Annotated in this window: 17 protein-coding genes; 14 read left to right on the top strand and 3 right to left on the bottom strand. The window is 68.6% G+C overall.

All coding sequences use genetic code 11. From position 1 onward, the window contains the following. Positions 1-78 precede the first annotated feature (78 nt). The 11 genes from J2W68_RS04585 to J2W68_RS04535 all read left to right on the top strand — a co-directional run bounded on the left by J2W68_RS04585 (position 79) and on the right by J2W68_RS04535 (position 11,879). The gene (locus tag J2W68_RS04585; RefSeq protein WP_310233198.1) at positions 79-1,137 is read left to right on the top strand and encodes a pilus assembly protein PilM; all 1,059 of its coding nucleotides are present in this window, start codon (positions 79-81) and stop codon (positions 1,135-1,137) included. After that, positions 1,137-1,775: a PilN domain-containing protein gene (locus J2W68_RS04580; RefSeq protein ID WP_310233196.1), complete on the top strand. Its 639-nt coding sequence runs from the start codon at positions 1,137-1,139 to the stop codon at positions 1,773-1,775. Before J2W68_RS04585 ends, J2W68_RS04580 begins: the two co-directional genes overlap by 1 nt. After that, on the top strand, positions 1,772-2,443 hold the full coding sequence (locus J2W68_RS04575; RefSeq protein WP_310233195.1) for a type 4a pilus biogenesis protein PilO: 672 nt from the start codon (positions 1,772-1,774) through the stop codon (positions 2,441-2,443). Before J2W68_RS04580 ends, J2W68_RS04575 begins: the two co-directional genes overlap by 4 nt. Before the next feature lie 20 nt (positions 2,444-2,463). Continuing rightward, on the top strand, positions 2,464-2,985 hold the full coding sequence (locus J2W68_RS04570; protein WP_430539675.1) for a pilus assembly protein PilP: 522 nt from the start codon (positions 2,464-2,466) through the stop codon (positions 2,983-2,985). Between the two features lie 14 nt (positions 2,986-2,999). Continuing rightward, complete coding sequence (locus tag J2W68_RS04565; RefSeq protein ID WP_310233193.1) at positions 3,000-4,898, top strand: type IV pilus secretin PilQ; 1,899 nt, start codon at positions 3,000-3,002, stop codon at positions 4,896-4,898. A 152-nt stretch (positions 4,899-5,050) separates the two neighbouring features. Further along, positions 5,051-6,043, top strand: a complete 993-nt coding sequence (locus J2W68_RS04560; protein WP_310233191.1) for an AAA family ATPase — start codon at positions 5,051-5,053, stop codon at positions 6,041-6,043. Next, on the top strand, positions 6,040-6,951 hold the full coding sequence (locus tag J2W68_RS04555) for a DUF58 domain-containing protein (protein WP_310233189.1): 912 nt from the start codon (positions 6,040-6,042) through the stop codon (positions 6,949-6,951). Before J2W68_RS04560 ends, J2W68_RS04555 begins: the two co-directional genes overlap by 4 nt. Beyond that, the gene (locus tag J2W68_RS04550; protein WP_310233188.1) at positions 6,951-7,415 is read left to right on the top strand and encodes a DUF4381 domain-containing protein; all 465 of its coding nucleotides are present in this window, start codon (positions 6,951-6,953) and stop codon (positions 7,413-7,415) included. The genes J2W68_RS04555 and J2W68_RS04550 overlap by 1 nt, the downstream gene beginning before the upstream one ends. Next, complete coding sequence (locus tag J2W68_RS04545) at positions 7,412-8,434, top strand: vWA domain-containing protein (protein ID WP_310233186.1); 1,023 nt, start codon at positions 7,412-7,414, stop codon at positions 8,432-8,434. Before J2W68_RS04550 ends, J2W68_RS04545 begins: the two co-directional genes overlap by 4 nt. Beyond that, a complete protein-coding gene (locus J2W68_RS04540; RefSeq protein ID WP_310233184.1) occupies positions 8,431-10,176 on the top strand; it encodes a VWA domain-containing protein in 1,746 nt (581 codons plus the stop codon). The genes J2W68_RS04545 and J2W68_RS04540 overlap by 4 nt, the downstream gene beginning before the upstream one ends. Beyond that, a complete protein-coding gene (locus tag J2W68_RS04535; protein WP_310233183.1) occupies positions 10,173-11,879 on the top strand; it encodes a BatD family protein in 1,707 nt (568 codons plus the stop codon). Before J2W68_RS04540 ends, J2W68_RS04535 begins: the two co-directional genes overlap by 4 nt. A 296-nt stretch (positions 11,880-12,175) precedes the next feature. Here J2W68_RS04535 and J2W68_RS04530 read toward each other — a convergent pair whose 3' ends face one another. Continuing rightward, the gene (locus J2W68_RS04530; RefSeq protein ID WP_310150522.1) at positions 12,176-12,742 is read right to left on the bottom strand and encodes a Dps family protein; all 567 of its coding nucleotides are present in this window, start codon (positions 12,740-12,742) and stop codon (positions 12,176-12,178) included. An 89-nt stretch (positions 12,743-12,831) separates the two neighbouring features. Here J2W68_RS04530 and hrpA point away from each other — a divergent pair, with 89 nt between their 5' ends. Next, complete coding sequence (gene hrpA, locus J2W68_RS04525) at positions 12,832-16,812, top strand: ATP-dependent RNA helicase HrpA (protein WP_430539666.1); 3,981 nt, start codon at positions 12,832-12,834, stop codon at positions 16,810-16,812. A 61-nt stretch (positions 16,813-16,873) separates the two neighbouring features. Here the strand turns inward: hrpA and J2W68_RS04520 are convergent, their stop codons facing one another. Beyond that, positions 16,874-17,389, bottom strand: coding sequence for a hypothetical protein (locus J2W68_RS04520; protein ID WP_310233181.1), 516 nt, complete (start codon positions 17,387-17,389; stop codon positions 16,874-16,876). A gap of 61 nt (positions 17,390-17,450) precedes the next feature. On the opposite strand from J2W68_RS04520, the gene J2W68_RS04515 reads away from it, so the two are divergent. Beyond that, positions 17,451-19,613, top strand: a complete 2,163-nt coding sequence (locus J2W68_RS04515; RefSeq protein WP_310233179.1) for a RelA/SpoT family protein — start codon at positions 17,451-17,453, stop codon at positions 19,611-19,613. 54 nt (positions 19,614-19,667) lie between these two features. Next, positions 19,668-21,209: a hypothetical protein gene (locus tag J2W68_RS04510; RefSeq protein ID WP_310233178.1), complete on the top strand. Its 1,542-nt coding sequence runs from the start codon at positions 19,668-19,670 to the stop codon at positions 21,207-21,209. On the opposite strand, the gene J2W68_RS04505 is transcribed toward J2W68_RS04510, so the two are convergent. After that, positions 21,206-23,302, bottom strand: a complete 2,097-nt coding sequence (locus J2W68_RS04505; RefSeq protein WP_310233176.1) for a glycosyltransferase — start codon at positions 23,300-23,302, stop codon at positions 21,206-21,208. The two genes, J2W68_RS04510 and J2W68_RS04505, sit on opposite strands and share 4 nt — an antisense overlap. Between the last annotated feature and the right edge of the window lie 93 nt (positions 23,303-23,395).

Genomic DNA, 23,395 nt, shown 5'->3' with positions numbered 1-23,395 from the left:
CCAATACCCGGAAAGTCCGCTATTTAATGCGCCGGGACACGAGGCGTGGCTAAACGCCCGTGGCAAAGGGGATATACCGTGGGGCTCATCACAAAAAGCCAGATGCCGGTCATCGGTGTCGACATCAGCTCGACTGCGGTCAAGCTGTTGCAGCTGTCGCGCCAAGGCAATCGCTACCGGGTGGAGCACTACGCGGTCGAGCCGCTGCCGCCCAACGCGGTGGTCGAGAAGAACATCGTCGAGGTCGAGGCCGTCGGCGAGGCGATCCGTCGCGCAGTGTCGCGCTCGGGCAGCAAGGCCAAGCATGCCGCGGCCGCGGTTGCCGGCTCGGCGGTCATCACCAAGACCATTCCGATGCCGGCCGATCTCGACGAGGACGATCTCGAATCGCAGGTCGAACTCGAGGCGGTCAACTACATTCCGTATCCGATCGAGGAAGTGAACCTCGATTTCGAAGTGCTCGGTCCCATGCCGGGCAATGCCGAGATGGTGCAGGTCCTGCTTGCGGCCTCGCGCTCGGAGAACGTCGAGTTGCGCGCATCCGCGCTCGAGCTCGGCGGCCTGACCGCCAAGGTCATCGATGTCGAGGCCTTCGCGGTCGAGAACGCGTTCGCGATGATCGCCGGTACCTTGAGCATGCCCTCTGATGGCGTGGTCGCGCTTGTGGATGTCGGCGCGACGATGACCACGCTCAACGTGTTGCGCAACGGGCGCAGCCTGTACTCGCGCGAGCAGGTGTTCGGCGGCAAGCAGCTCACCGACGAAGTGATGCGGCGTTACGGCCTGAGCTACGAAGAAGCTGGTCTGGCCAAGCGCCAGGGCGGCCTGCCCGAGAGTTATGAAGTCGAAGTGCTCGAGCCGTTCAAGGAAGCGATGGTCCAGCAGGTCAGCCGCCTGCTGCAGTTCTTCTACGCCGGCAGCGACTTCAACCGCGTCGACCAGGTGGTGCTGGCCGGGGGATGTGCGTCGATCCCGGGCGTGGCCGACATGGTCGAAGAACAGCTGGGTGTGCAGACTGTGCTCGCCAATCCGCTGGCGCAGATGACACTCGGGCCACGTGTACAGGCGCATGCGCTGGCCCAGGACGCCCCCGCGCTGATGATCGCCTGTGGCCTGGCGCTGAGGAGCTTCGACTGATGTCCAGGATTAATCTCCTCCCGTGGCGCGCCGAACGACGCAAGCAGCGGCAGAAGGAATTCGGTGTCATGGTCGGCGTCGCTGCAGCGGCCGGTGTGGCGCTGTGGTTCCTCGTGAACATGTACTACAACGCGCAGATCGACGGCCAGAACGAGCGCAACGCGTTCCTGCAGCAGCAGATCGCCGCGGTCGACACGCAGATCACCGAGATCGACGCACTTGAATCGCAGCGCGCGCGCCTGTTGGCCCGTAAGGCCGTGATCGAGGAGCTGCAGGGCAACCGCTCGCAGATGGTCCATCTGTTCGACCAACTGGTGCGGACGATTCCCGACGGCGTGCTGCTCACTTCGCTCAAGCAGGAAGGCCAAACGCTGACGCTGGAAGGGCGCTCGCAGTCCAATGCGCGCGTGAGTACCTATATGCGTTCGCTCGACGGCTCCGGCTGGATGACCAGTCCGCAGCTGTCGGTGATCGAAGCGCAGGATGGCGTGCCGGGCCTGCCGTACGCCTTCACCTTGAGCGTGCAGCTGTCCACGCCCGCGGCCAAGGAGGCTGCGGCCATCGAGGGCGGCGATCCCGCCGCCCCGGTCGACGCCGAACCGGTGGCCGCACCCGTTGTCGAAGGAGCCGCGTCGTGAGCAAGAAGAAGATGTCGCTGCGCGAGCTGGACTTCAACAACACCGGGTCGTGGCCGCGCGAATACCGGATCGGTGCCTGCATTCTCGTGGGCCTGCTGATCTTCTTCCTGCTGTGGTACGTCATCACCCGGGAGAAGGGCGACGAACTGACCAGCCTGGAGTCGCAGGAAGCGACATTGCGCGCGGACTTCGAAACCAAGCAGGGCAAGGCCGCGAATCTCGAGCCGCTCAAGCAGCAGTTGGCGCAGATGGAACAGCAACTCCAGCAGATGCTCCGCCAGTTGCCCAGCAAAACGGAAATGCCGGATCTGATCGTCGACATCTCGCAGACCGCAATCGCAACCGGCATCCAGAACGACCTGTTCAAGCCGGGCGAGGAAACGCCGCGCGAGTTCTATGCCGAGCAGCCGATCGCGCTGCGCATGGTCGGCACCTACCACCAGTTCGGCGCGTTCGTCAGCGGTGTCGCCTCACTGCCCCGCGTGGTGATCATGACCATGCACGACATCTCACTGAAACCTCGGTCGGCGGGCACCGACGGCCTGGCAGCCATCGGTCCCAATTCAAGTCTTGAGCTCTCGGGTACGGTGAAAACCTACCGGTATCTCGATGAGGACGAGGCCGCCGTGCAGGCCCAGGCCGCGCAGGCGACGGAGGGCACGCCGTGATGTCTGGACAGACGGGCAAGATGATACGCGGCATCGCGCTGCTGGCTCTGGCACTCGGCGCAAGCGGTTGCGGCCGTGGTGTGACCAGCGAGCCGGGCGATGCGCCCAACCTCGAGGTCTGGGCCGAAGAGGTCAAGCAACGGCCGGCGCCTGCGCTCGAGCCCCTGCCGGTGATGCAGCAGTTCGAGACGTTCGAGTACTCGGCGCAAGGCATCCGCGATCCCTTCAGCAATGCGTTCACGGACGACAGCGGCGGCAGTGGTCCGCGACCGGATTCGAACCGGCGCAAAGAGATCACCGAGCAGTATCCGCTCGACAGCATGTCGATGGTGGGGACGATCGGCACCGGCGGTCGCATCGTCGGTCTGGTGCTTGCGCCGGACAAGGTGACCTACCGCATTACCCCAGGCAATTACCTGGGACAGAACGATGGCCGTGTCACCTCGGTCAACGAAAATCGCATCGAGCTCGTCGAGCTCGTGCCCGATGGCGCCGGCGGCTGGTTGGAACGTCCGGCTTCGCTCGCGCTGAACGAACAATGATGAGGGGAAGCAACATGACCGTGAGCAACGCGGGAAGCCTGCAGTCGGGCCGGATGAAATCGGTGCGGGCCGGCGCGCTCGGTCTTGCCATTGGACTGGTGGCGACATTCAGCGGCGCCCAGGCGGCGCAGGCGCCGACGCCTGCATCAATGCTGCCGCTGCTGCAGACCTCCACAGCCGCAGTCCAGCCGGCTGGCGCAATCGCGGTGACGGATATCGATTTCCGTCGCGGCGATGGTGGCTCGGGCAAGCTTGTGCTTCGCTTCGATGGCGACGGCGCTGCGCCCGACCTGCGCACACAGGGGGGCAATGTCGTCATCAACCTCGGCAGCGCGACCCTGCCGGCTGCGTTGCAGCGGCCGCTCAACGTGACCGACTTCGCGACGCCGGTGCAGCGCATCGACGCGCGCCAAGGGGAAGATGGCACGCAGGTCGTGCTCAGCGCCCGCGGTGAGTTCGAGCCGATGGCTTATCAAAGCGGTCGCGACTACATTGTCGAGATCATCCCGCGCACGAGCGCGGTTGCCAGCGATCGCGCGGTCGGTGCAGCCACGACGGCCGCGACAATGGGCCAAGCTGCGTCGGCAACCGTGTCCGAGGTCCGTGCCTACGGCGGTGCACCCGTTACGTTCAACTTCCAGGACGTCCCGGTCCGCACGGTGCTGCAGCTGATCGCCGACGAGTCGGATCTCAACATCGTCGCCAGCGACAGCGTGACCGGCAACGTGACTCTGCGCCTGCAGAACGTGCCCTGGGACCAGGCGCTGGACATCGTCCTACAGGCCAAGTCCCTCGACAAGCGTCGCAGTGGCAACGTGGTCTGGGTGGCACCGCAGAGCGAGATCGCCGCGTTCGAACAGGCCAAGGAAGACGCGCGCCTGGCGATCGAAGAGCGCGCCGAGATGACGACGGAGTACATCCCGATCAGCTATGGCAATGCGGAAGACATCGCGAAGTTGCTGACCGAGGAGAGCAAAACCTCGGTGCGCGGTGGTGGGTCGAGCGGCTCCGGTGGCGGAAGTCAGAGCCGCGAAGCGGGATTCTTGTCATCGCGTGGCAGCCTGAGCTTTGACCGCCGTACGAACACCTTGCTGGTCATCGACATTCCGCAGCGAGTTGCGGAGATCAGGCGCCTGGTCACGATGCTGGACAAGCCAGTTGACCAGGTGGTGATCGAAGCGCGCATTGTGATTGCAAACGAGAACTTTGCGCGTGAGCTGGGCGCGCGCTTCGGTGTCAGTGCGACCAAGGAACGTGTCAATGTCGGGGGCGGGCTGGGTGCGGACCTGACTCCCGGCGGGTTGAATGTGAACCTGCCCGTGGCACTGGAAGGGGGCGCACCGACGCTCGGCTTTACGATTCTCGGACGCACCATCGACTGGGCAGTGGAATTGCAGGCACTGCAGACCGAGGGGCGCGGCGAGGTGATCTCCAATCCGCGCATCGTGACCAGCAACCAGCGCGAGGCAATCATCAGCCAGGGCCAGGAGGTGGGTTATCTCACGGTGACCGGCGGTCAGAGCAACAGCGTGCCTACCGTCGAATTCAAGGATGTCCTGCTTGAACTCAAGGTCACGCCGACGATCACCAATGACGGTCGCGTGTTTCTGGCGATGGACATCAAGAAGGACGAGATCGTTCGGTTCGTCGAGTACGGCGACCTCGGCGAAGTGCCGTTGATCAGCAAGCGCAACGTGACGACCGCGGTGCTGATCGATGACGGGCAGACCGTCGCGATCGGTGGCGTATACGAGTTCACCGACCGGGCTTCGCTTCGCAAGGTGCCGTTCCTCGGTGATATTCCGATCCTCGGCAACCTGTTCAAAAGCCGGAGCCGGACCAAGGAGAAGGCCGAACTGCTGATCTTCGTCACCCCGAAGGTCATGCGCGTGGCGCAGCGTCCGGTCAACTGATCGACGCAGTCCGCACAAAGTTCCAGAAACGGGGCCTTCGGGCCCCGTTCGCGTTTCCGGGAACAGCGATTTGGCTGTCGTTGTGAACCTCGTGCGCCGGTTCCGGTCAAACTGGGCTTCTGCGCGATGTGCGCCGGTGATCGAGGATGGCAATGGATCGGGATGACGGGATTGCGGGCGAGCTGCATGCGCGCTTCGTCGCGCTGCGTGATGCGCTCTCGGAGGAGATCATCGGGCAGGCGGCACTGGTGGAGCGGCTGCTGGTGGCGCTGCTGGCCGATGGGCATCTGCTGGTCGAAGGCGCGCCCGGTCTTGCGAAGACCATGGCGGTACGGGCATTGGCTGCGCGGCTGGATGCCGACTTCGCGCGCGTGCAGTTCACGCCCGATCTGCTGCCCGCCGATCTGACCGGCACCGAGATCTGGCGTCCGCAGGATGGGCGCTTCGAGTTTCAGCCCGGGCCGATCTTCCATCCGCTGCTGCTGGCCGACGAGATCAACCGCGCGCCGGCGAAGGTGCAGTCCGCATTGCTCGAGGCGATGGGCGAACGCCAGGTCACGGTGGGCCGGCAGACCTATCGACTGCCGGATCTGTTCCTGGTCATGGCCACCCAGAACCCGATAGAACAGGAGGGCACGTTCCCCCTGCCTGAAGCCCAGCTCGATCGCTTTCTGATGCACGTGCGCGTGGGCTACCCGGAAGCGGAGGCCGAGGCGCGCATCCTGCAGCTCGCGCGTGATCGCGCCGTGGCCCAGCTCGATGACGTGTCCACGCCCGTCGAACGGATGCCGCTCGCGCAGTTATTTGAGGCGCGGCGCGCCGTGCTGGCGATGCATATGGCGCCGGCCGTTGAACGCTATCTGGTCGAGCTTGTGCTGGCGTCACGCGACGCTGCCCGGTACGACGTCGCCCTTGCCGCGCGCATTGCCTGGGGTGCGAGCCCGCGTGGCTCGATCGCGCTGGAGCGTTGCGCGCGTGCGACGGCATGGCTGGCGGGGCGTGATTTCGTGACCCCCGACGACGTGCGCGCCGTCGCGCCCGACGTACTGCGTCACCGGGTGCTGCCGAGCTACGAGGCGACGGCCGAAGGCTGGGATGGCGAGCGTCTTGTGCAGGCGTTGATCGAGCGGGTGCCGCTGCCGTGAATCCCGCCGACGCGGACGTCGCGCCGGGCATCCGGCCGTCGCTGGCGGAACTGGTCGCACTGCGTCCACTCGCGCGGCAACGTGGCGCCGTGCGTCGTGCGCGCAGCGGCGCGCGCGCGCTGGCGCCGTCACCGCAGCGCGGGCAGGGCATGGAGTACGCGGAGTCGCGCGACTACGTCGCCGGCGATGATGCCCGCCACATCGACTGGCGCGTGACCGCGCGGACCGGGCGCCCGCACACCAAGACCTTCCAACGCGAGCGCGAGCGGCTGACGTTGATCGTGGCCGACACCGCCGCCGCGCTCTACTTCGGCACGCGGGTGCGCTTCAAATCCACCCAGGCCGCACGCGCGGGTGCGATCGCGGCCTGGTCGGCGGCTGCGAACGGCGATCGCGTCGCAGCCCTGCGCGGCGCGGTCCTCGAAGCGCCGGTGGCGCCTGCGGGTGGGACGCGCGGCGCACTGCGGGTGCTGCACGCGCTGGCGCGCTGGTATGCGCAGCCGCCCGAAGACGATGCAGGCCTGGGCGTGGCGATGGACCATGCGCGGCGCCTGCTCCGCCCGGGCTCGCGACTGCTGGTGCTGGCGGATGCGATCAGCGCCGCGGCGGTGCCGGCGCGCGACTGGGCGGCGGTCGGCGCGCATTGCGATGCCCTGGTATTGCTGCTCGACGATCCCGTCGAGCGCCAGCCGCCGCGCGCGCGACTCGGATTCGCCAGCGACGAGGGCCGGGTCGATCTTGATCTGTCGGGCGCGGCGCAACGCGCGCGTTGGCGCGACGCATTCGACGTGCCGCGCGACGAGGCCATCGCGCATCTGCGGCGCGCGGGCATCGGCGTCGAGTCCCTGTCCAGCGACGCCGCGAGCGATGTCTGGTTGCCCGCCTTCGCGCGTGGTCGGGCAATGTGATGGCGACGATGCCCGATCTGGTGCTGCGCGATATCCACCAGTCCACCGCGCCGTCGTGGTGGCCGCCGGCCGTGGGCTGGTGGTGGGTGGGCGCTGCACTGCTGGCAATCGTCTGTGGCCTCGCAGGTTGGCGCATGTTCCGCGCCTGGCAGCGGCGACGCTGGCAACGGCTGTTCGATCGCGAAGTCGCGGTCGCCGGCGACGCGGCCGGGCGGATCGCTGCGATGTCGTCGTTGCTGCGGCGTGCGGCGCGGCGGCATCGCTCCGACGCCGATCGTCTGCAGGGTGATGACTGGCTGTCGTTCCTCGACGCCGGCGCAGCGGGCGCGCCGTTCTCGACCGGCGCCGGCGCCGCGCTGCGGGACGGCGCATTCCGTCGTGATGCGCACGCACTGGAGACCACGGCCTTGCACGCCCTGGCGCGCAGGCGCTTCGTCGGATTGATGATGGGTCGCGGTCGATGAGTGCTGATGTGCCCGTCTGGCTGCAGACATTGCGCGAGCTCTTCGCCTGGCCCTGGTGGCTGCTCGCGATTCCGTTGCCGTGGCTGGTGCGGCGCTACATGCCGCCCCTGCAATCCCATGGTGGCGCGCTGCGCGTGCCCTATCGTGGGCTGGGCGCGCTGTCGGCCCCGGGCAAGGCGTCAGGCCCATCCGCGACCCCCTGGTTGCTGTGGATCGCTTGGTCTCTGCTGTGCATCGCTGCCGCGCGTCCCCTGCAGTGGGGCGAAGCCGAACAACCACCGCGCAATGCCCGCGATCTGATGCTCGCCGTGGATCTGTCGGGCAGCATGAGCGAAGAGGACATGTTCGTCGGCCGGCGCCCCGTGGATCGGCTGACCGCGGCGAAGGCGGTGATCGCGGATTTTCTCGAGCGCCGCGCCGGCGACCGCATCGGTCTGATCGTGTTCGGCCAGCGCGCGTATGCGATGACGCCGATGACGCTGGACCGCGAGAGTGTGCGCCAGCAGCTCGACGCGACTGTCGTCGGCCTGGTCGGGCGCGAAACCGCGATCGGCGATGCGATCGGACTTGCCGTCAAGCGTCTGCAGGATGCGCCACGTGGCCAGCGGCTGCTGATCCTGCTGACCGACGGCGTCAGCAATGCCGGCGCGCTGACCCCGGATAAGGCTGCCGAGCTGGCCCGCGATGCCGGCGTGCGCGTGCACACGATCGCATTCGGCAGCGATGCGGGTGCGGGAGGCCTGTTCGGATTCCAGATGCCCGGTAGCGAGCCCGCGATCGATGAGGCGGCGCTGCAGCGGATCGCCGAGACCACCGGCGGCCGCGCATTCCGCGCGCGCGATGTCGACGAACTCGCCGGCATTTACGGCGAGATCGACCGTCTCGAACCTGTCGCGCAACCCGGCCCCGCGTTGCGCCCGCGCATCGAGCGTTATCCGGTGCCGCTCGGGGCGGCATGCGGGGTGCTGCTGCTCGCACTGTTGCCGCAGTGGCGCTCACGTCGCGAGGCTGCCGCATGAGCCTGTCCCTGGATGCACTGCAGTTCGCGCGTCCCGGCTGGTTGTGGGCGCTTCTGCTGCTGCCGGCGCTGGGCTGGATCTGGTGGCGCCGCCGGCGCAGCGTCGACGCCTGGCGCGAGGCAGTGGATCCCCACCTGCTCGCGCATCTGCTCGAGGCGCGCCCCGACCGTCGCGGTCTGCTGGGACTTGCCGCGTGGCTGCTCGCCGGTCTGTTGGCGGTGCTGGCATTGGCAGGCCCCGGTTGGCGCGAAGTCGCGGTGCCGCTCGACACACAGGGCATGGCGCCGCTGGTCGTCGCGATCGATCTGTCGACGGCGAGCACCGCCAGTGATCTGCCGCCGTCGCGGCTGCTGCAGGCGCGCGCGAAGCTGTCGCAGCTGCTGGCCGAGCGCGGTGGCGGTCAGATCGCCTTGGTGGCGTATGCCGACGATGCATTTACGGTGGCACCGCTGACCGCCGATGCGCGCAACGTGGCGCTGTATCTCGATGCGCTGTCGCCGGAGATCATGCCGGTCGATGGCCATCGCGCCGACCGCGCGATCACGCAGGCGACGCGTCTGTTGCGACAGGGGCAGGCCTTGCGTGGCGACATCCTGCTGTTGACCGGCGACGCGGATACGGCAGCGGTGGCGGAGGCGGGCATTGCCGCGCGCATGGGGTATCGCGTGTCCGTCCTCGGGCTCGGGACCACGGCCGGCGCCGCGTACCGCAATGCCGATGGCGGGCTTGCGCACGCGCGTCTGGACCCAGTCGCCCTACGTGCACTCGCGGTCGCGGGCGAGGGGCGGTATCACGCGCTATCGATCGACGATGACGACCTGCGCGCGCTGGGCGTGCTGACGCCGGACGCGATATCGGCGGCAGGCGCCGCGCCTGCAGACGCCAGCGTGCGTCGCGTCCTCGACCAGGGCTACTGGCTGGTGCTGCCACTGCTCGCCCTGGTGCTGCTGGCGTTCCGGCGCGGGTCGGGCCTGGCCTGCGTGGCGATGGTCGCCGTGTTCCCGCTGCTGTCGCCGCTGTCCGCACAGGCCCAGGCGCCGGCCGCCACCCCCTGGCAGCGCGCCGACCAGGTCGCCCATGCGCAGATGCGCGATGGCGCGGCCGCCTATCGCGAAAAGCGCTACGAAGACGCCCTGCAGGCCTGGGCCGACTTGCCGGGCATCGATGCTGCCTACAACCGCGGCAATGCGCTGGCGCGGCTCGGCCGCTTCGACGAGGCGATCGCCGCCTATGACGAGGCGCTCTCGCAGCAGCCGGGCATGGCCGATGCGCTGGCCAACCGTGCAGCCGTCGAGGCCGCGCGCAAGCGCAAGCCGCCACCGGGTCCAGGGGAGGATCCCCGCGCGCCGCAGAAGCCACGCGATGGCGACAGCCAGCCGAAACCGGGCGATGCAGGGGATTCCTCGGACAGTCAGGCCGGTGATGCGCAGGGGCAGGGCGATACACCTCCGCCGCCCGAGGATGCGCAGCCACAGGAATCGGAGGCGCCGCCGCCGGCCGATGCGCAGGCGCAGCGCGATGCGGATGCCCAGCAGCGCGAACGCATGCAGCGCGCGCTTGAAGGGCAGCCGGAGGCGGGTGACGAAGCGCCTGCGAGCGGTGCGCCGAATGGCGATGCCGGCGACGAACGCGAACAGGCGAATGCGGCCTGGTTGCGCCGTGTCCCCGACGATCCGGGTGGATTGTTGCGGGCGAAATTCCGGCTCGAACACGAGCGTCGCGCAACGGGAGGCGACCGATGAAGGCTGTGCGTTCGAAAGGCGCGCGATCCGCGGCATGGATCGTCGCGGTGCTGGCGCTGTCATGTGTCATCGGCGCCGCGCACGCGCAGACCCGCGCCTGGCTTGATCGCGACCGCATCGCCTTCGGCGAAACGACCACGCTCAATGTCGAAACGGAGGGCGCTGGAGAAACACCGGACTGGGCGCCGCTTGCGCGCGATTTCGAGGTCAGTGGTCATACCAGCCGGCGCGAAGTGGGGCTCAGCGGCGGCCGGCGCGTCTCGCGTTCGTTGTTCGGCGTCGCGCTGCGCCCACGTCGCGAAGGCGTGCTGACGGTGCCGGCCCTGCAGGTCGGCGATGCACGCACCGCGCCGCTGTCGCTCAGCGTGGCGCCGGCCGCGGTCACCGCAGCGCGTGATGGTGCGCCGGCGTTCATCGAGGCCGATATCGACGTGCAGTCGCCTTACGTGCAGCAGTCGGTGGGCTACGTGCTGCGGCTGTACTACGCGACGCCGCTGGTCTCGGGCAGTCTCGACCAGCCGTCGCCCGAGGGTGCGTCGATGCAACGCATCGGCAGCGATGTGCAGTACAGCCGCGATGTCGATGGTCGCCGCTACACCGTGGTCGAGCGTCGTTTCCAGATCGTGCCCGAGCGCAGCGGCACGCTGTCGATTCCTGGCGCACGCTTCGAAGGGCGTGGGGCCGGCGGCGGCATGTTCGACGACGTCTTCAATCGCGGGCCGCGGGAACTGTCGGCGAACGGCCCCCCCAGCGTCCTCGATGTACGCGCGATGCCGGCGAATGCGCCGCAGCCGTGGCTGCCGCTGTACGGGGTGCAGGCGCGCTGGCTGGAAGCGCCGGCCGAAGGCCGTACCGGCGAGGCGAGCACGTTCGTGCTGGAGGCGGTATTCGACGGCGCGGTCGGCACCCAGTTGCCGGACATTGCCCTGCCGCCGTTGCAGGGCGCCCAGGTCTTTGCCGAGCCGCCGCAGTACGACGAGAGTTTCGAGGACGGACGGCCGCGGGTGCGGCTGACGCGGCGCTATTCGGTGGTGCCACGTGCCGAGGGCGCATTGCAGGTGCCGGGTCCGCGCATCGCGTGGTGGGACGTGCGCGCGGGCGCGGCGCGCGAGGTCGGTCCGCCTGCCGTCCGGCTGGCGGTTGCGGCCGGTGACGCGCAGGCCGGAGCCGTCGGAACGGACGCAGCGCCCGTGCCCGGTCCGCGCGAGACGCCGTCCAGTTCCGGAGGCTCCCAGCTATGGCCTGCGCTCGCGACGCTGCTGGCCGCACTGTGGCTGGCGACCGCATGGCTGGCGTGGCGCTTGTATCGCCAGCAAGCGTACGCCCTGCCGGTGCATGCACGCGGGCTGTCGCCACTGCCGCGTGATGCAGCGGCGGGACCGCAGCACACGCATACCGAGGCGCAGGCGCAACGTCGGCTGATGCACGTCCTGCAGACCGGAGAACCCGCCGAGGTCGAAGCTGCGCTGCGCGCGTTGAAAGATCCGCCTGCCGCGGACCTGGATGCGGTGATCGCGCTTCTCGACGCACCGCTGCAGCGCGAGGCCGTCACCCTGTGGCAGCGCGCGCGCTGGACCGACGGCGATCTGGCGGGCGCCCGTCAGGCACTGCGTGCGGCATTCCGAGGCGGCGCGGCCTGGCGCCCCCACCCGGGACAAGCGACGCGAGCCCCGACGCTGCCGCCGCTCTATCCGCGCCGCTAGGGAAGGTCTGAACAATTCCGCTTTTGGCCGTCATTCCCGCGAAGGCGGGAATCCAGCGTCTTTGGTTTTCAAAGGGTTGAAGTCACTGGATCCCCGCCTTCGCGGGGATGACGGCAGTTATTCAGACCTTCCCTAGGTCGGGCCCCGCACGCCGTCGTCGGTCAATCCGACATTGCACACGGGTTTTCCGCGCGCAAGCCGTGTCGAGCCGCTGAAAACGACCTGAAGCGGTTCGGATATGCAGATACGAGAACGCCCGGCAATGCCGGGCGTTCTCCAAAATCGGAGCGCGGCGTTTACTGCAGCAGCGAGCGCAGCATCCAGGCGTTCTTTTCGTGGGTCTGCAGACGCTGGATCAGCATGTCCTCGGTCGGATCGTCGTCGGCGTCATCGGCCACATCCAGCGCCTTGCGCGCGCTGCGGCAGACGGCCTCGTTGCCGACGACGAGCTGGCGCACCATCTCGCGCCAGTCCGGCGCCTTCTCCAGGCCCGGCTCTTCCTTGATCGACGACAGCTGGATGAACTCGCCGTACGAGCCCGGCGCGTTGTATCCCAGCGCGCGGATGCGCTCGGCGATCTCGTCCAGCGCGTTCCACTGTTCGGTGTACTGGCCTTCGAACATCACGTGCAGGGCGTTGAACATCGGCCCGGTGACGTTCCAGTGGAAGTTGTGGGTCTTGAGATACAGCGTGTAGGCATCGGCCAGGAACACCGACAGATGCTGGGCGACCGCCTTGCGATCGGCGTCGCTGATCCCGATATCGATGGCCGGCGCCTTCGACTGTGCGTCGGGCGACGCGACTGCCGGGGCAACCGGTGCCGCAGAAGATTTCTTGGATTTGCTCGGCTTGGCCTTGGCCATGGCAGGACTCCGGTGAGTGGTGAGGGGGATTGCGCTCACAATAGAGGCGCATCCGTTGTGGATATGTGACTTGAGGGCGGGTTCCGGGCGTGACGCAGCATTCCAGCGACAAGGCGGTGAACGGTGCGTTGAAACACGCGCAGGCCGCGATCGAAGCGGCGACGACGCGCGACCGTGGCCGGCTGCTCGCGCTGCTGGGCCGGTGGCGCCGCGCGCCCGGCGACCCCGCCGTACGCGAGGCGTTCGAGACGCGATTGCAGGCCTCGATCCGGCAGCGCGAGACGCGCGCCGCGCAGTTGCCCCGCGCCGAGGTCGATCCGGTGTTGCCGATCGCGGGCAAGGCCGAGGAGATCGCTCGGCTGATCCGTGAGCATCAGGTCGTGGTGGTGGCCGGTGAGACCGGTTCGGGCAAGACCACGCAGTTGCCGAAACTGTGTCTGGCCGCCGGTCGTGGCGCCGCCGGCCTGATCGGCTGCACCCAGCCACGCCGCATCGCGGCGCGCACGGTCGCAAAGCGTGTGGCCGAGGAACTGCAGGTGCCGATCGGCGGCGCAGTCGGCTATCAGGTCCGCTTCAACGACAACGTCAGCGAAGCGACCGCGATCAAATTCATGACCGACGGCATCCTGTTGGCGGAGATCGGCTCCGACCGCTGGCTGTCGGCCTACGACACGATCATCATCGACGAGGCGCACGAGCGCAGCCTCAACATCGATTTCCTGCTGGGCTATCTGAAACAGTTGCTGGGGAGGCGCCCGGATCTGAAGCTGATCGTGACGTCGGCGACGATCGACACCGCGCGCTTTTCCGAACATTTCGACCGCGCGCCGGTGGTCGATGTCGAAGGCCGCGGCTTTCCGGTCGACGTGCGCTACCGGCCGCTGGAAGGCGACGGCGATGACGCGGGAGAACGCAGCGTGCTCGACGGCATCGTGTCGGTCTGCGACGAGATCATGCAGATCCGCGGTACCGGCGACACGCTGATCTTCCTGCCCGGCGAGCGTGAGATCCGCGATGCGCACCAGGCGCTGGAGCGCCGCAAATACCGCCACACCGAGGTGCTGCCGTTGTATGCGCGGCTGTCGTCCAAGGATCAGGACCGCGTGTTCAATCCCGGGCCGCAGCGACGCATCGTGCTGGCGACGAACGTCGCCGAAACCTCGCTCACCGTGCCGCGCATCCATTACGTAGTTGATCCTGGACTTGCGCGCGTCAAGCGCTACAGCCCGAGGCAGAAACTCGACCGCCTGCACATCGAGCCCGTCAGTCAGGCCAGCGCGGACCAGCGCAAGGGCCGCTGCGGCCGGATTGCGCCGGGAACATGCTTCCGGGTGTTTTCCGAGGCCGATTTCGCATCGCGCGCGCAGTTCACCGATCCCGAGATCCGGCGCGCGTCGCTGTCAGGCGTGATCCTGCGGATGCTGTCGCTCGGCCTGGGTGACATCGAGTCCTTCCCCTTCGTCGAGCCGCCGGATCCGCGCGCGGTTGCCGATGGTTGGCAGCAACTGGCCGAGCTCGGTGCGATCGACGGCGCGCGCACGCTCACCGCGACCGGCCGCACCATGGCGAAGCTGCCGATCGACGCCAAGCTCGCGCGCATGCTCGTCGCCGCGCGCGCGCATGGCTGCCTCGACGAGATGCTCGCGATCACCTCGTTCCTCGGCATCCAGGATCCGCGCGAGCGGCCGTCCGACCAGCGCGGCGCAGCCGACGCCGCGCACGCGCAGTTCGCCGATGCGAAGTCCGAGTTCGTCGGCATCGTAAAACTGTGGGACGGCTACCGGCAGGCCCATGCCGACCTGACCCAATCGCAGCTACGCAAATGGTGCGACCGAAACTTCCTCGGTTTCCTGCGCATGCGCGAATGGCGCGAGCTGCATCGCCAGCTGCGCTTGCAGTGCGAGGACCTCGGGTGGTCGATCGAGGCGCGTGCCAACGGAGTTGTGGACGCGGATCCGCGCGTGACTGCAAAAGCGGAAGCGGCGGCGTACATCGCGCTGCATCGCGCGCTGATCGCCGGTCTGCCGACCCAGGTCGGGCATCGCACCGACCCTGGTGGCGGCGGCCGCGTGTCCGGCCAGTACGAAGGGCCACGCGGGCGCCGCTTCCAGCTGTTTCCCGGCTCGCCGCTGTCGAAAAAGCCACCGCCGTGGGTGCTGTCGGCCACGCTGCTGGATACCGAGAAAGTCTGGTCACTGACCAATGCCGCGATCGAGCCTGACTGGATCATCAGTGAGCTCGATCATCTGCTGGCACGGCGCCATCACGATCCGCGCTGGTCGCGTTCGCAGGGGCGGGTGGTCGGCAGCGAGCAGATCAGCCTGTTCGGCCTGGTGCTGGCACCGAAGAAGCCGGTCGACTATGGCCGGCTGTACCCGGACGAGGCGCGCGCGCTCTTCCTGCGCGATGGTCTGGTGACCGGCGAGATCAACACGCGCGCCAGCTTCGTCGAGCGCAACCTGCGCACGCTCGAACACGCACGCGAGGAAGAAGCCAAGCAGCGCCGCGTGGGCATCGTCGTCGACGAAGACTGGATGACGCAGTGGTATGCGCAGCGGCTGCCTGCCGATGTGCTGTCGGCGCAGGCGCTGGACGCGTGGTGGCGAAAGGCGCCCGACGCCGCGAAGCAGGCGCTGACGTGGGGCCGCGACGACCTGCTGGTCGCCGACGGGGTGGACGCCGATCTGTTTCCGGCTTTCATCGCGCTCGGCGAGGCGCGACTCGCCGTTTCGTACCGGTTCGAACCGGGCGCGGTCGACGACGGCATGACGGTGTCGGTGCCGCTGCATCTGCTCAACGCCATCGATCCGGTGCGGCTGTCTTGGCTGGCGCCGGGTTTCGTCGAGGACAAGGCGGCCGCGATGATCCGCAGCCTGCCGAAGGCGTTGCGCCGCAATTTCGTGCCGGCGCCGGATTTCGCGCGTGCATTCGCGCAGGCCTGGCGCGACGGTGATGCCGATGCGTTCACCGGCACGCTGGCTCGGTTCCTGAAGAAGCTCGCCGGCGTGGACATTTCGGCATCGGATTTCGACGAGGCGGCGTTGGAGCCGCATCTGCGCGCTAACCTGCGTCTGGTCGATACCGGGCGGGATCGAAAGACCAGTACCGTGCTCGCGGAATCGCGCGACCTCGACGACCTGCGACGCCGCTTCGGCGAACGCGCGGCGCGTGCGTTCGCCTCGCATGCCGCCGACGGCCTCCAGCAGGGCGGGCTGACCGTGTTTCCGGACACGCCGGTTCCCGTCTCGATCCCGGGCGCCGGCGGCCTGCCGGCCTACCCGGCGCTCCAGGACGACGGCGACAGCGCGTCGCTGGCGGTGCACGCAGATGCCGCGCACGCGCGCCGCCTGCATCCGCAGGGTGTACGGCGTCTGCTGACGATCGCGCTGGCGGATCGCGTGCGCCATGCGCGCAAGCAGTTGCCGGTCGCGCCGAAGACCGCGTTGCTTTATGCCGCGATCGAATCCGCCGCGCCGCGTGACGGCAAGCCCGGCGATCGCCTGCGCGAGGATCTCGTCGACGGCGCGCTTGCCGCGCTGCTCGTCGATGGGCTCGAGACGATCCGCGACGCCGATGCGTTCGCCACCCATCGCGATGCCGTCGGCAAGGCCTTGTTCGGCGAAGCGATGGCGCGTCTGCAGCAGGCCGAGGCGATCCTCGATCGCGTCGCCGAGGTGCGCGCCAGGCTCGAATCGAAACTGATGGGCTGGGCGCGCGCGAACCTCGACGACATGCAGGCCCAGTTGCACGCCCTGGTGCCGCCCGGGTTCCTGCGTACGGTGCCGGCGACGGCACTGTCGGAATACCCACGTTGGCTGCACGCGCTGTCGCTGCGCGCCGAACGGGCGCAGCGCGATCCGCAGCGCGACCAGCAGCGCATGCTCGACGTCAAACCTTTCGTCGATGCCCTTGCCGAAGCGGCCGCGCGCGGCCGCAGCGACGCGCCCGACTGGCAGGCACTGCGCTGGGATATCGAAGAACTCCGCGTCTCGCTATTCGCCCAGGAACTGGGCGCGAAGGGCGGCGTGTCGCCGAAGAAGCTGGCGACGCGGGTGGCGGCGCTTACCTGACGCCCCTTCGTGCGTCAAAAGCGCTGCCTGTCGTCGCCTGGCCCACGCAATCCGTAAGAACTCAGCGAACGCGTTCGACCTTTGCCTGTGTGTTGTAGCCGTCGACCTGCAACCACCAGACACTCAGCATGCCGGGACGCACCCGGACACCGACATCCTGGCCGCGTGCACCTGCGATCGACGCGCTGTCGGTCTGCTTCCAGACCTGGCCATTGGCCAGCGTGTACTCGCGGCCCCGCGCAAAGCCGGTAAATGGCCCGGGGATGGTGCTTTCGACAGGTTCGCGCGACACCGTAGGCCGCAGGCCACGGTCCTCGCCCTGCGCCTCACGGCGACCCTCTTCGCGCGCCTGCGCGATGCGCGTCTCGACGTCGGGCGAAGCAGGCCCGTCAGCTGGCGATGCGCTGCGTTCAAGAAGTTCGTTGAGGCGTGCGAGCTCGGTCTCGCTGAGCTTGCCGAGCCCGGCATCTCTGAATTCGGACGCCGTCAACCGGTCTTCGATCCGCGTCTGCTGCGCGAATGCGGGCACGGCTGCGGCGAGCGCCGCTGCGATCAAGACACTGTGGACTGCACGCATGCTCTGTTCCTCCGGTCGGGGCGCCGCTAGTGTAGACCGTCCTGCCTGCATCGAGCGGCCGATGCCCGAGCCTCCGGACAACCTGCGCGACCGCCTGCTGGCGCTGCCGACGATGGCCGCGTCGGGGCCGTCGCTGCGTGCGTTGCTGGCAGCGATGCCGGACGATGCGGAGATCGCAGCAAGTGATGCGGCGGCGCTGCTCGACACTGTCGGTTCGCTGTGTCTGCTCGGCGCCGATGCCGAGGTTGTCGCGACCGCGCTCGCGGATGCGGTGCCGGCATGGCGCCCGCTGCTGACGACGCGCCTGCCGGCGATCGTTCCGCTGATCGAAGGTCTCGCTGCCGCGCACCAGGTCTGGTCGCTGCATGCCGAGCACGCGAGCGAAGGCAATCCCGAAGGTCTGCGACGCCTGCTGCTGGCACTGATCCGCGATCTGCGTCTGGTGCTGGTGCTGTTGGCGCGGCAGCTGGCGCTGATGCGCGCCGCCGCGCGCAGCGAGGATGAAGAGGCACGTCGCGCCCTCGCATCGCTGACCCGTGACATCCACGCGCCACTGGCCAACCGGCTCGGCATCTGGCAGTTGAAGTGGGAGCTCGAGGACCTCGCGTTCCGCTATCTCGAACCGGACACCTACCGCCGCATCGCCGGTCTGCTCGATGACAAGCGCACCGGCCGCGAACGTCATATCGAAGCGGTCCGCGTGCAGCTCGGCGACGCGCTGGCCGCCCAGGGCGTGTGCGGCGAGGTCGCGGGCAGGCCCAAGCACATCTACAGCATCTGGAAGAAGATGCAGCGCAAGCAGGTGCCGATCGGCGAGCTCTACGATTTGCGTGCCGTGCGCGTCCTCGTCGACGACATTCCCGCCTGCTACGCCGCCCTCGGTGTGGTGCATGCGCTGTGGACGCCGATCCCCAGCGAATTCGACGATTACATCGCCCGGCCCAAGCACAACGATTACCGCTCGCTGCACACGGCTGTCGTCGGCCCCGAAGGCAAGACGCTGGAAGTGCAGATCCGCACCCGCGAGATGCACGAGGCTTCCGAGCTCGGCGTCGCCGCCCATTGGCGCTACAAGGAAAGCGGCAACTCGCAGCGTTCGTCGTCGGCCGGCGATGCCGCGCTTGAGCGGCGTATCGAATGGATGCGTCGCCTGCTCGATGCGCATACCGAACCGGCGGGCGAGGGCGATGCATCGCTGGCCGGCGCGCTCGGCACCGAACTGGTCGAGGACCGCGTGTTCGTGCTGACGCCCAAGGGCGAGATCGTCGATCTGCCGCAGGGCGCGACGCCGCTGGATTTCGCCTATCACGTGCACACGATGGTCGGTCACCGCTGCCGCGGGGCCAAGGTCGACGGGCGCATCGTGCCGCTGGACTACGTGCTGCACAGTGGCGAGCGGGTCGAAATCATGACCGCGAAGACGCCGTCGCCGCGGCGCGACTGGCTGGTTGCGTCGAACGGGTTCCTGGCCAGTCCGCGTTCGCGCGAGAAGGTGCGTCACTGGTTCCACAAGCTCGACCGCGCACGCAATCTCCAGGCCGGCCGCGAATTGCTGGACAAGGACCTGCGCCGGCTCGGCCTGCTGCAAGCGGATCTCGCGCCGGTGTTACCGCGCTTCAATGTGGCCACCGTCGACGATCTGCATGTGCTGGTCGCGCTCGGGGACGTCGGACCGAACCAGATCGGGCGCGCGCTGCTGGAACTGGAGCGCGAACGTGAAGCGCCCACCGAGCCCGCAGCGCCGATCCTCCCGCTGCGGCAACCGCGGCGTGTGCCCAAGGCCGCCGATTCCGAGTTCCATGTGGTCGGCGTCGACAACCTGCTGGTGCAGGTGGCGCGTTGCTGCCGTCCGGTGCCGGGTGAGCCGATCGCCGGCTATCTCACACGGGCGCGCGGCGTGACCGTGCACCGTCGCGACTGCCCGTCATTTCTGCGCCTGTCGGCGAACGAACCGCAGCGGGTGCTGCCGGTGGAGTGGGGGCGTGCGAGTGGCGGCCATGCGTCGGACATCGTTGTCGAAGCCGTCGACCGCCGGCATCTGCTCAAGGATCTCAGCAACGCGATCGCGCAGGAGGACGTGCACGTGCTGTCGATCCAGAGCGAGTCGCTGGGCCTGTCGCGGGTGCGCCTGCAATTGCGCGTGCGGGTGGCGGATTACGGCCAACTGGCGCGTCTGCTCGGCAAGCTCGACGGCATGCCCGGCGTGGATGCCGCACGCCGGTGACGCGGACGTTCATTGCGGGCTCGCATACTGCGCCGCGTGCAACGCGAATCCGACATGCCTGAACCCGTGACGCCGCGCGAGCCGCTGGCGAGTGCATCGACACGTGCACGCGCCGCGCACGCCGATGCGTCGCAACGGCGCCGGGGCTGGTGGATCGCCACCGGTGTGCTCGCGGTCGTCCTGGCGCTGGTCGTGGTCGTGCGTCTGTTTCTGGTCGACCGGCTGTGGCCGGAAACCCGTGCCCAGGCTTTGCTCGACGATGCGGCCGCCGCCACGGCCGCCGGCCGCCTGAGTACGTCCGATGGCGATGGCGCGCGCCAGCTGTATGAGGCCGCTCTGGCGCTCGACCCCGACGACGTGCGACCGCGCGCGGGTCTGGCCGACGTCGCGCGTGCAGCGGTCGCGCAGGCGGCGTCCGCGGTCGAGGCCGGTCGCTTCGACGATGCGCATGCCGCGTTGCGCCTGGCCAGCGAACTCTCCGCGCCACGCGAACACGTCGATGCGGTTGCGAGCGCGCTGCGGCAGCGGGAGGCCGCAGGCGCCGGGTTGGACCGGCTGGTTGCAGAGGCACAGGCCGCGCAGGCGGTCGGCAATCTCGATGCCGACCACGGCAGCGCTCTGCCGTTGTACCGCCGCGTGCTGGCGCTGCAGCCGGACAACGCCGATGCCCTGCGGGGGCGCGAGGATGCGCTGGCGGCGTTGCTCGATGACGCGCGTCGTCGCCTGCGCGAGGGCGGCCTGCGCGAGGCTGCCGACCTGATTGCGCGTGTCCGCGAATACGATGCCGGCCACGTCGATCTGCCCGACACAGAGGCCCGTTTGACCGAGGAGCTCGATGCGCTGCGCAGCCGCGCCGCGCGCAGCCTGGAGGCGGGCAGCGTGGAGCGCGCGGTCGCCGAGTGGCGGACGCTGCTGGCGTTCGATCCCAACGACGCGCGCGCACAACGGGGGCTGCACGATGCCGGCGCCGCGTACGCGCGACGCGCCGAGCGTTTCGCACGCGACTTCAATTTCGCCGACGCCGGTGCGCAGCTGCGCGAAGCACGTGCGCTGGCGGCCGACAGCGAAGCAGTGCGCACTGCCGGCGAACACGTGGAACGCTCTCGCGCGCGGCATGCGCGTCTGGGGCCGCAACTGCCGCCCGCCGAGCGCCGCCAGCGCGTGGACACCTTGCTGCAGCAGGCAGTGGCCGCCGAAGCGCGCGGGGATCTGCTCACGCCGCCCGGCGACAGTGCCTACGACAAGATCCGCGCCGCCCGCCTGGTCGCGCCCGACGATCCGGCAGTCGCGCGTGCCTCCGCACGTCTGCTTCCATCCGCCCGAGAGTGTTTCGACGCGGGGCTGCGGGCGAACAGTCTGGCGCGTGCGCGGGCGTGTCTCGACGCACGCGAAGTGCTTGGCGATGCCGGCAGCGCAGTGCGGGACGCACGACGTCGACTGGCGCAGCGCTGGCTGGCGATCGGCGACGAGCGTCTCGGCGCCGGCAATCTCGTTGGCGCCGAAGCCGCACTGGCATCAGCGCGCGACATCGACGCCGGCGTGCCGGGTCATATGGAGTTCGGCCGGCGTCTGCGCGCAGCTTCGCTCAACCGCTAAAGGTCGAAGAACACCTGACGCACGGTGTTGCGCGCGGCGTCCAGCGAAAAGTGCGCCTGCACGTTCGCCAGCCCGTTGCCGGCGAGGCGTAACCACAGCGCTTCGTCGTGATACAGCGCGATGACCGCATTTGCGAATGCATCGGCATCATCGGCAAGCAATACGTCCTCGCGGTCGTGCAGGTGCATGCCTTCGGCGGCGCAGGGGGTCGCGACGACCGGTTGGCCATGCGCCATGCTCAGGTTGACCTTGCCCTTGACCCCCGCGCCGAAACGCAGCGGCGCGACCGCGATGCGGCAGCCGTCCATGTACGGCGTGATGTCCGGGACATGGCCGTGGATCTGCACACCGGGCGCATCGGCGAACGCGGTGATCGTGTCGGGTACGTAACCGCCGATGCAGTGGAAGCGCACATCCGGCAGCGCGGCGCGGATGCGCGGAAACACATCGGCGAGGAACCAGCGCATCGCATCGACGTTCGGCGGATGGCGGAAGCCGCCGACGAAGACCAGGTCGCGCCGGTTTGCGAATGCAGCGCCGGCGCCGGAGATTTCGTGCAGGTTCGACAGAACGGTGACGCGCGCATCGGGTGCGTCGGTGGCGAGCACTTCGGCCTCGGCCGCGCTGACGACCAGGGTGTCGTCGCTGCGCGCGATGACATCCAGTTCCAGTGACCGCGTGCGCGCAGCGGCGCGCGCGAGCGATGCGTCCCCCGCGACCTCGGCTCCGCGCTGTTCCCGCATGTAGTGCAGGTCGATGCTGTCGAACACCACACGTGCCTGCGGCGCATGCGCGCGCACCAGCGGCAGGAACTCGCGCGCGATGTAGTGGCGGCACAACAGCACGCGCTGGAAGCGACTGCCGTGTGTGCGCATCCAGCGGTCGACGCCGCCGACATACGGGTCGTGCCAGACCTCGATGCCGAGTGCCTGCAGGGCGCGCGTCGCGTCGCCGGCATGCCTGCGGTCGGCCGGTAGAAACACGACATGCGCGCCGGCCTGCCGCAGTAGTCGCATCAGATTGACCAGCCGCAACGAGGCCGAATCGCGGTCCGGGCTCGGCGTGAGGTTGTCGACGATCAGCACCTGTGGCGTGCCGGGGCGCGGAAGTTGTCCGGCCTCGACCGGATCGACCGGGCGCGATGCCAGGGCTTTGCGCCAGCGCGCTTCGAACACGGGAAGGTTGCGCGCCTGCGCAGCCTTCATGCCGCGGCTCAGGTCGGTGCCCGCGCTGACGCCTTCCAGATGCACGACGCGCGCGACCGGCTGCACCAGCACGCGCAATCCGGCATCGCGGACGCGGAACGCGAGATCGGTGTCCTCGTAGTAGGCCGGCGCATAGCGGGCGTCAAATCCGTCGAGGCGTTCGAACAGGCTGCGTTTGAGCATCAGGGCCGCGCCGGACACGTAATCCACGTCCGCGCACCAGGCGAATGCGGGATGCGTGGGATCGGCGAACCGGCCCCGGCTCTCGCCGCGTCCATCGCGCGCGAGCATCGTGCCGGCCTCCTGCAGGCGACCATCGGGATACACCAGCTGCGCGCCGACGATGCCGACGTCGGCCTGCATATCGAAGGTGGCGTGCAGCGCGTCCAGCCATCTTGGCTGGGGTACGGTGTCGTTGTTGAGGAACAGCAGGAAACGGCCGCGCGCGATCGCGGCGCCTGCGTTGCATGCGCCGATGAAACCGAGATTCGCAGGCAGCGCATGCAGCCGCAGGCCATCGACCTGCGCCAGCAACGTCAGCGTGTCGTCCGGACTCGCATCGTCGACGACGATCACTTCGATCGGTGTGTGCGGCGGATATGCCGCGATCGCGCGCAGACAGGCAATCGTCTGATCGACGTGGCCGTGCACCGGGATGAGGATGCTGACCTCCGGCGGGTCTGCGAGGGGCAGGGCGAACGGCACGAACGGCGACGTGTCGGCGGTCAGCAATGTTTCCGCAGCGGCCGGCGCGAACAGCCCCAGCTGCGCGCTGACGCGCTGCCACGTCGCGGCGGCGCCGCGGGTACGCAGACTGGCGAGGCCGCGGCGGCACAGGCCGAGCGCGCGCTCCAGCTGGAACCGCGCGCCCGCCAGGGAAAACGACATGCGTTCGTAACTCCAGCTGACTGTTCGGGAGGACGTCCGGGTCCGCGCCGGGGCGCTGGGATAGACTGCCCGGCGCTATTGTGGCATCCACAT

This window comes from Luteimonas terrae (assembly GCF_031457535.1).
GTDB classification, from domain to species: Bacteria; Pseudomonadota; Gammaproteobacteria; order Xanthomonadales; family Xanthomonadaceae; genus Luteimonas; species Luteimonas terrae_A.
Note: the sequence above shows the minus strand (reverse complement) of the source record. Positions and strands in the feature narration are given on the sequence as shown.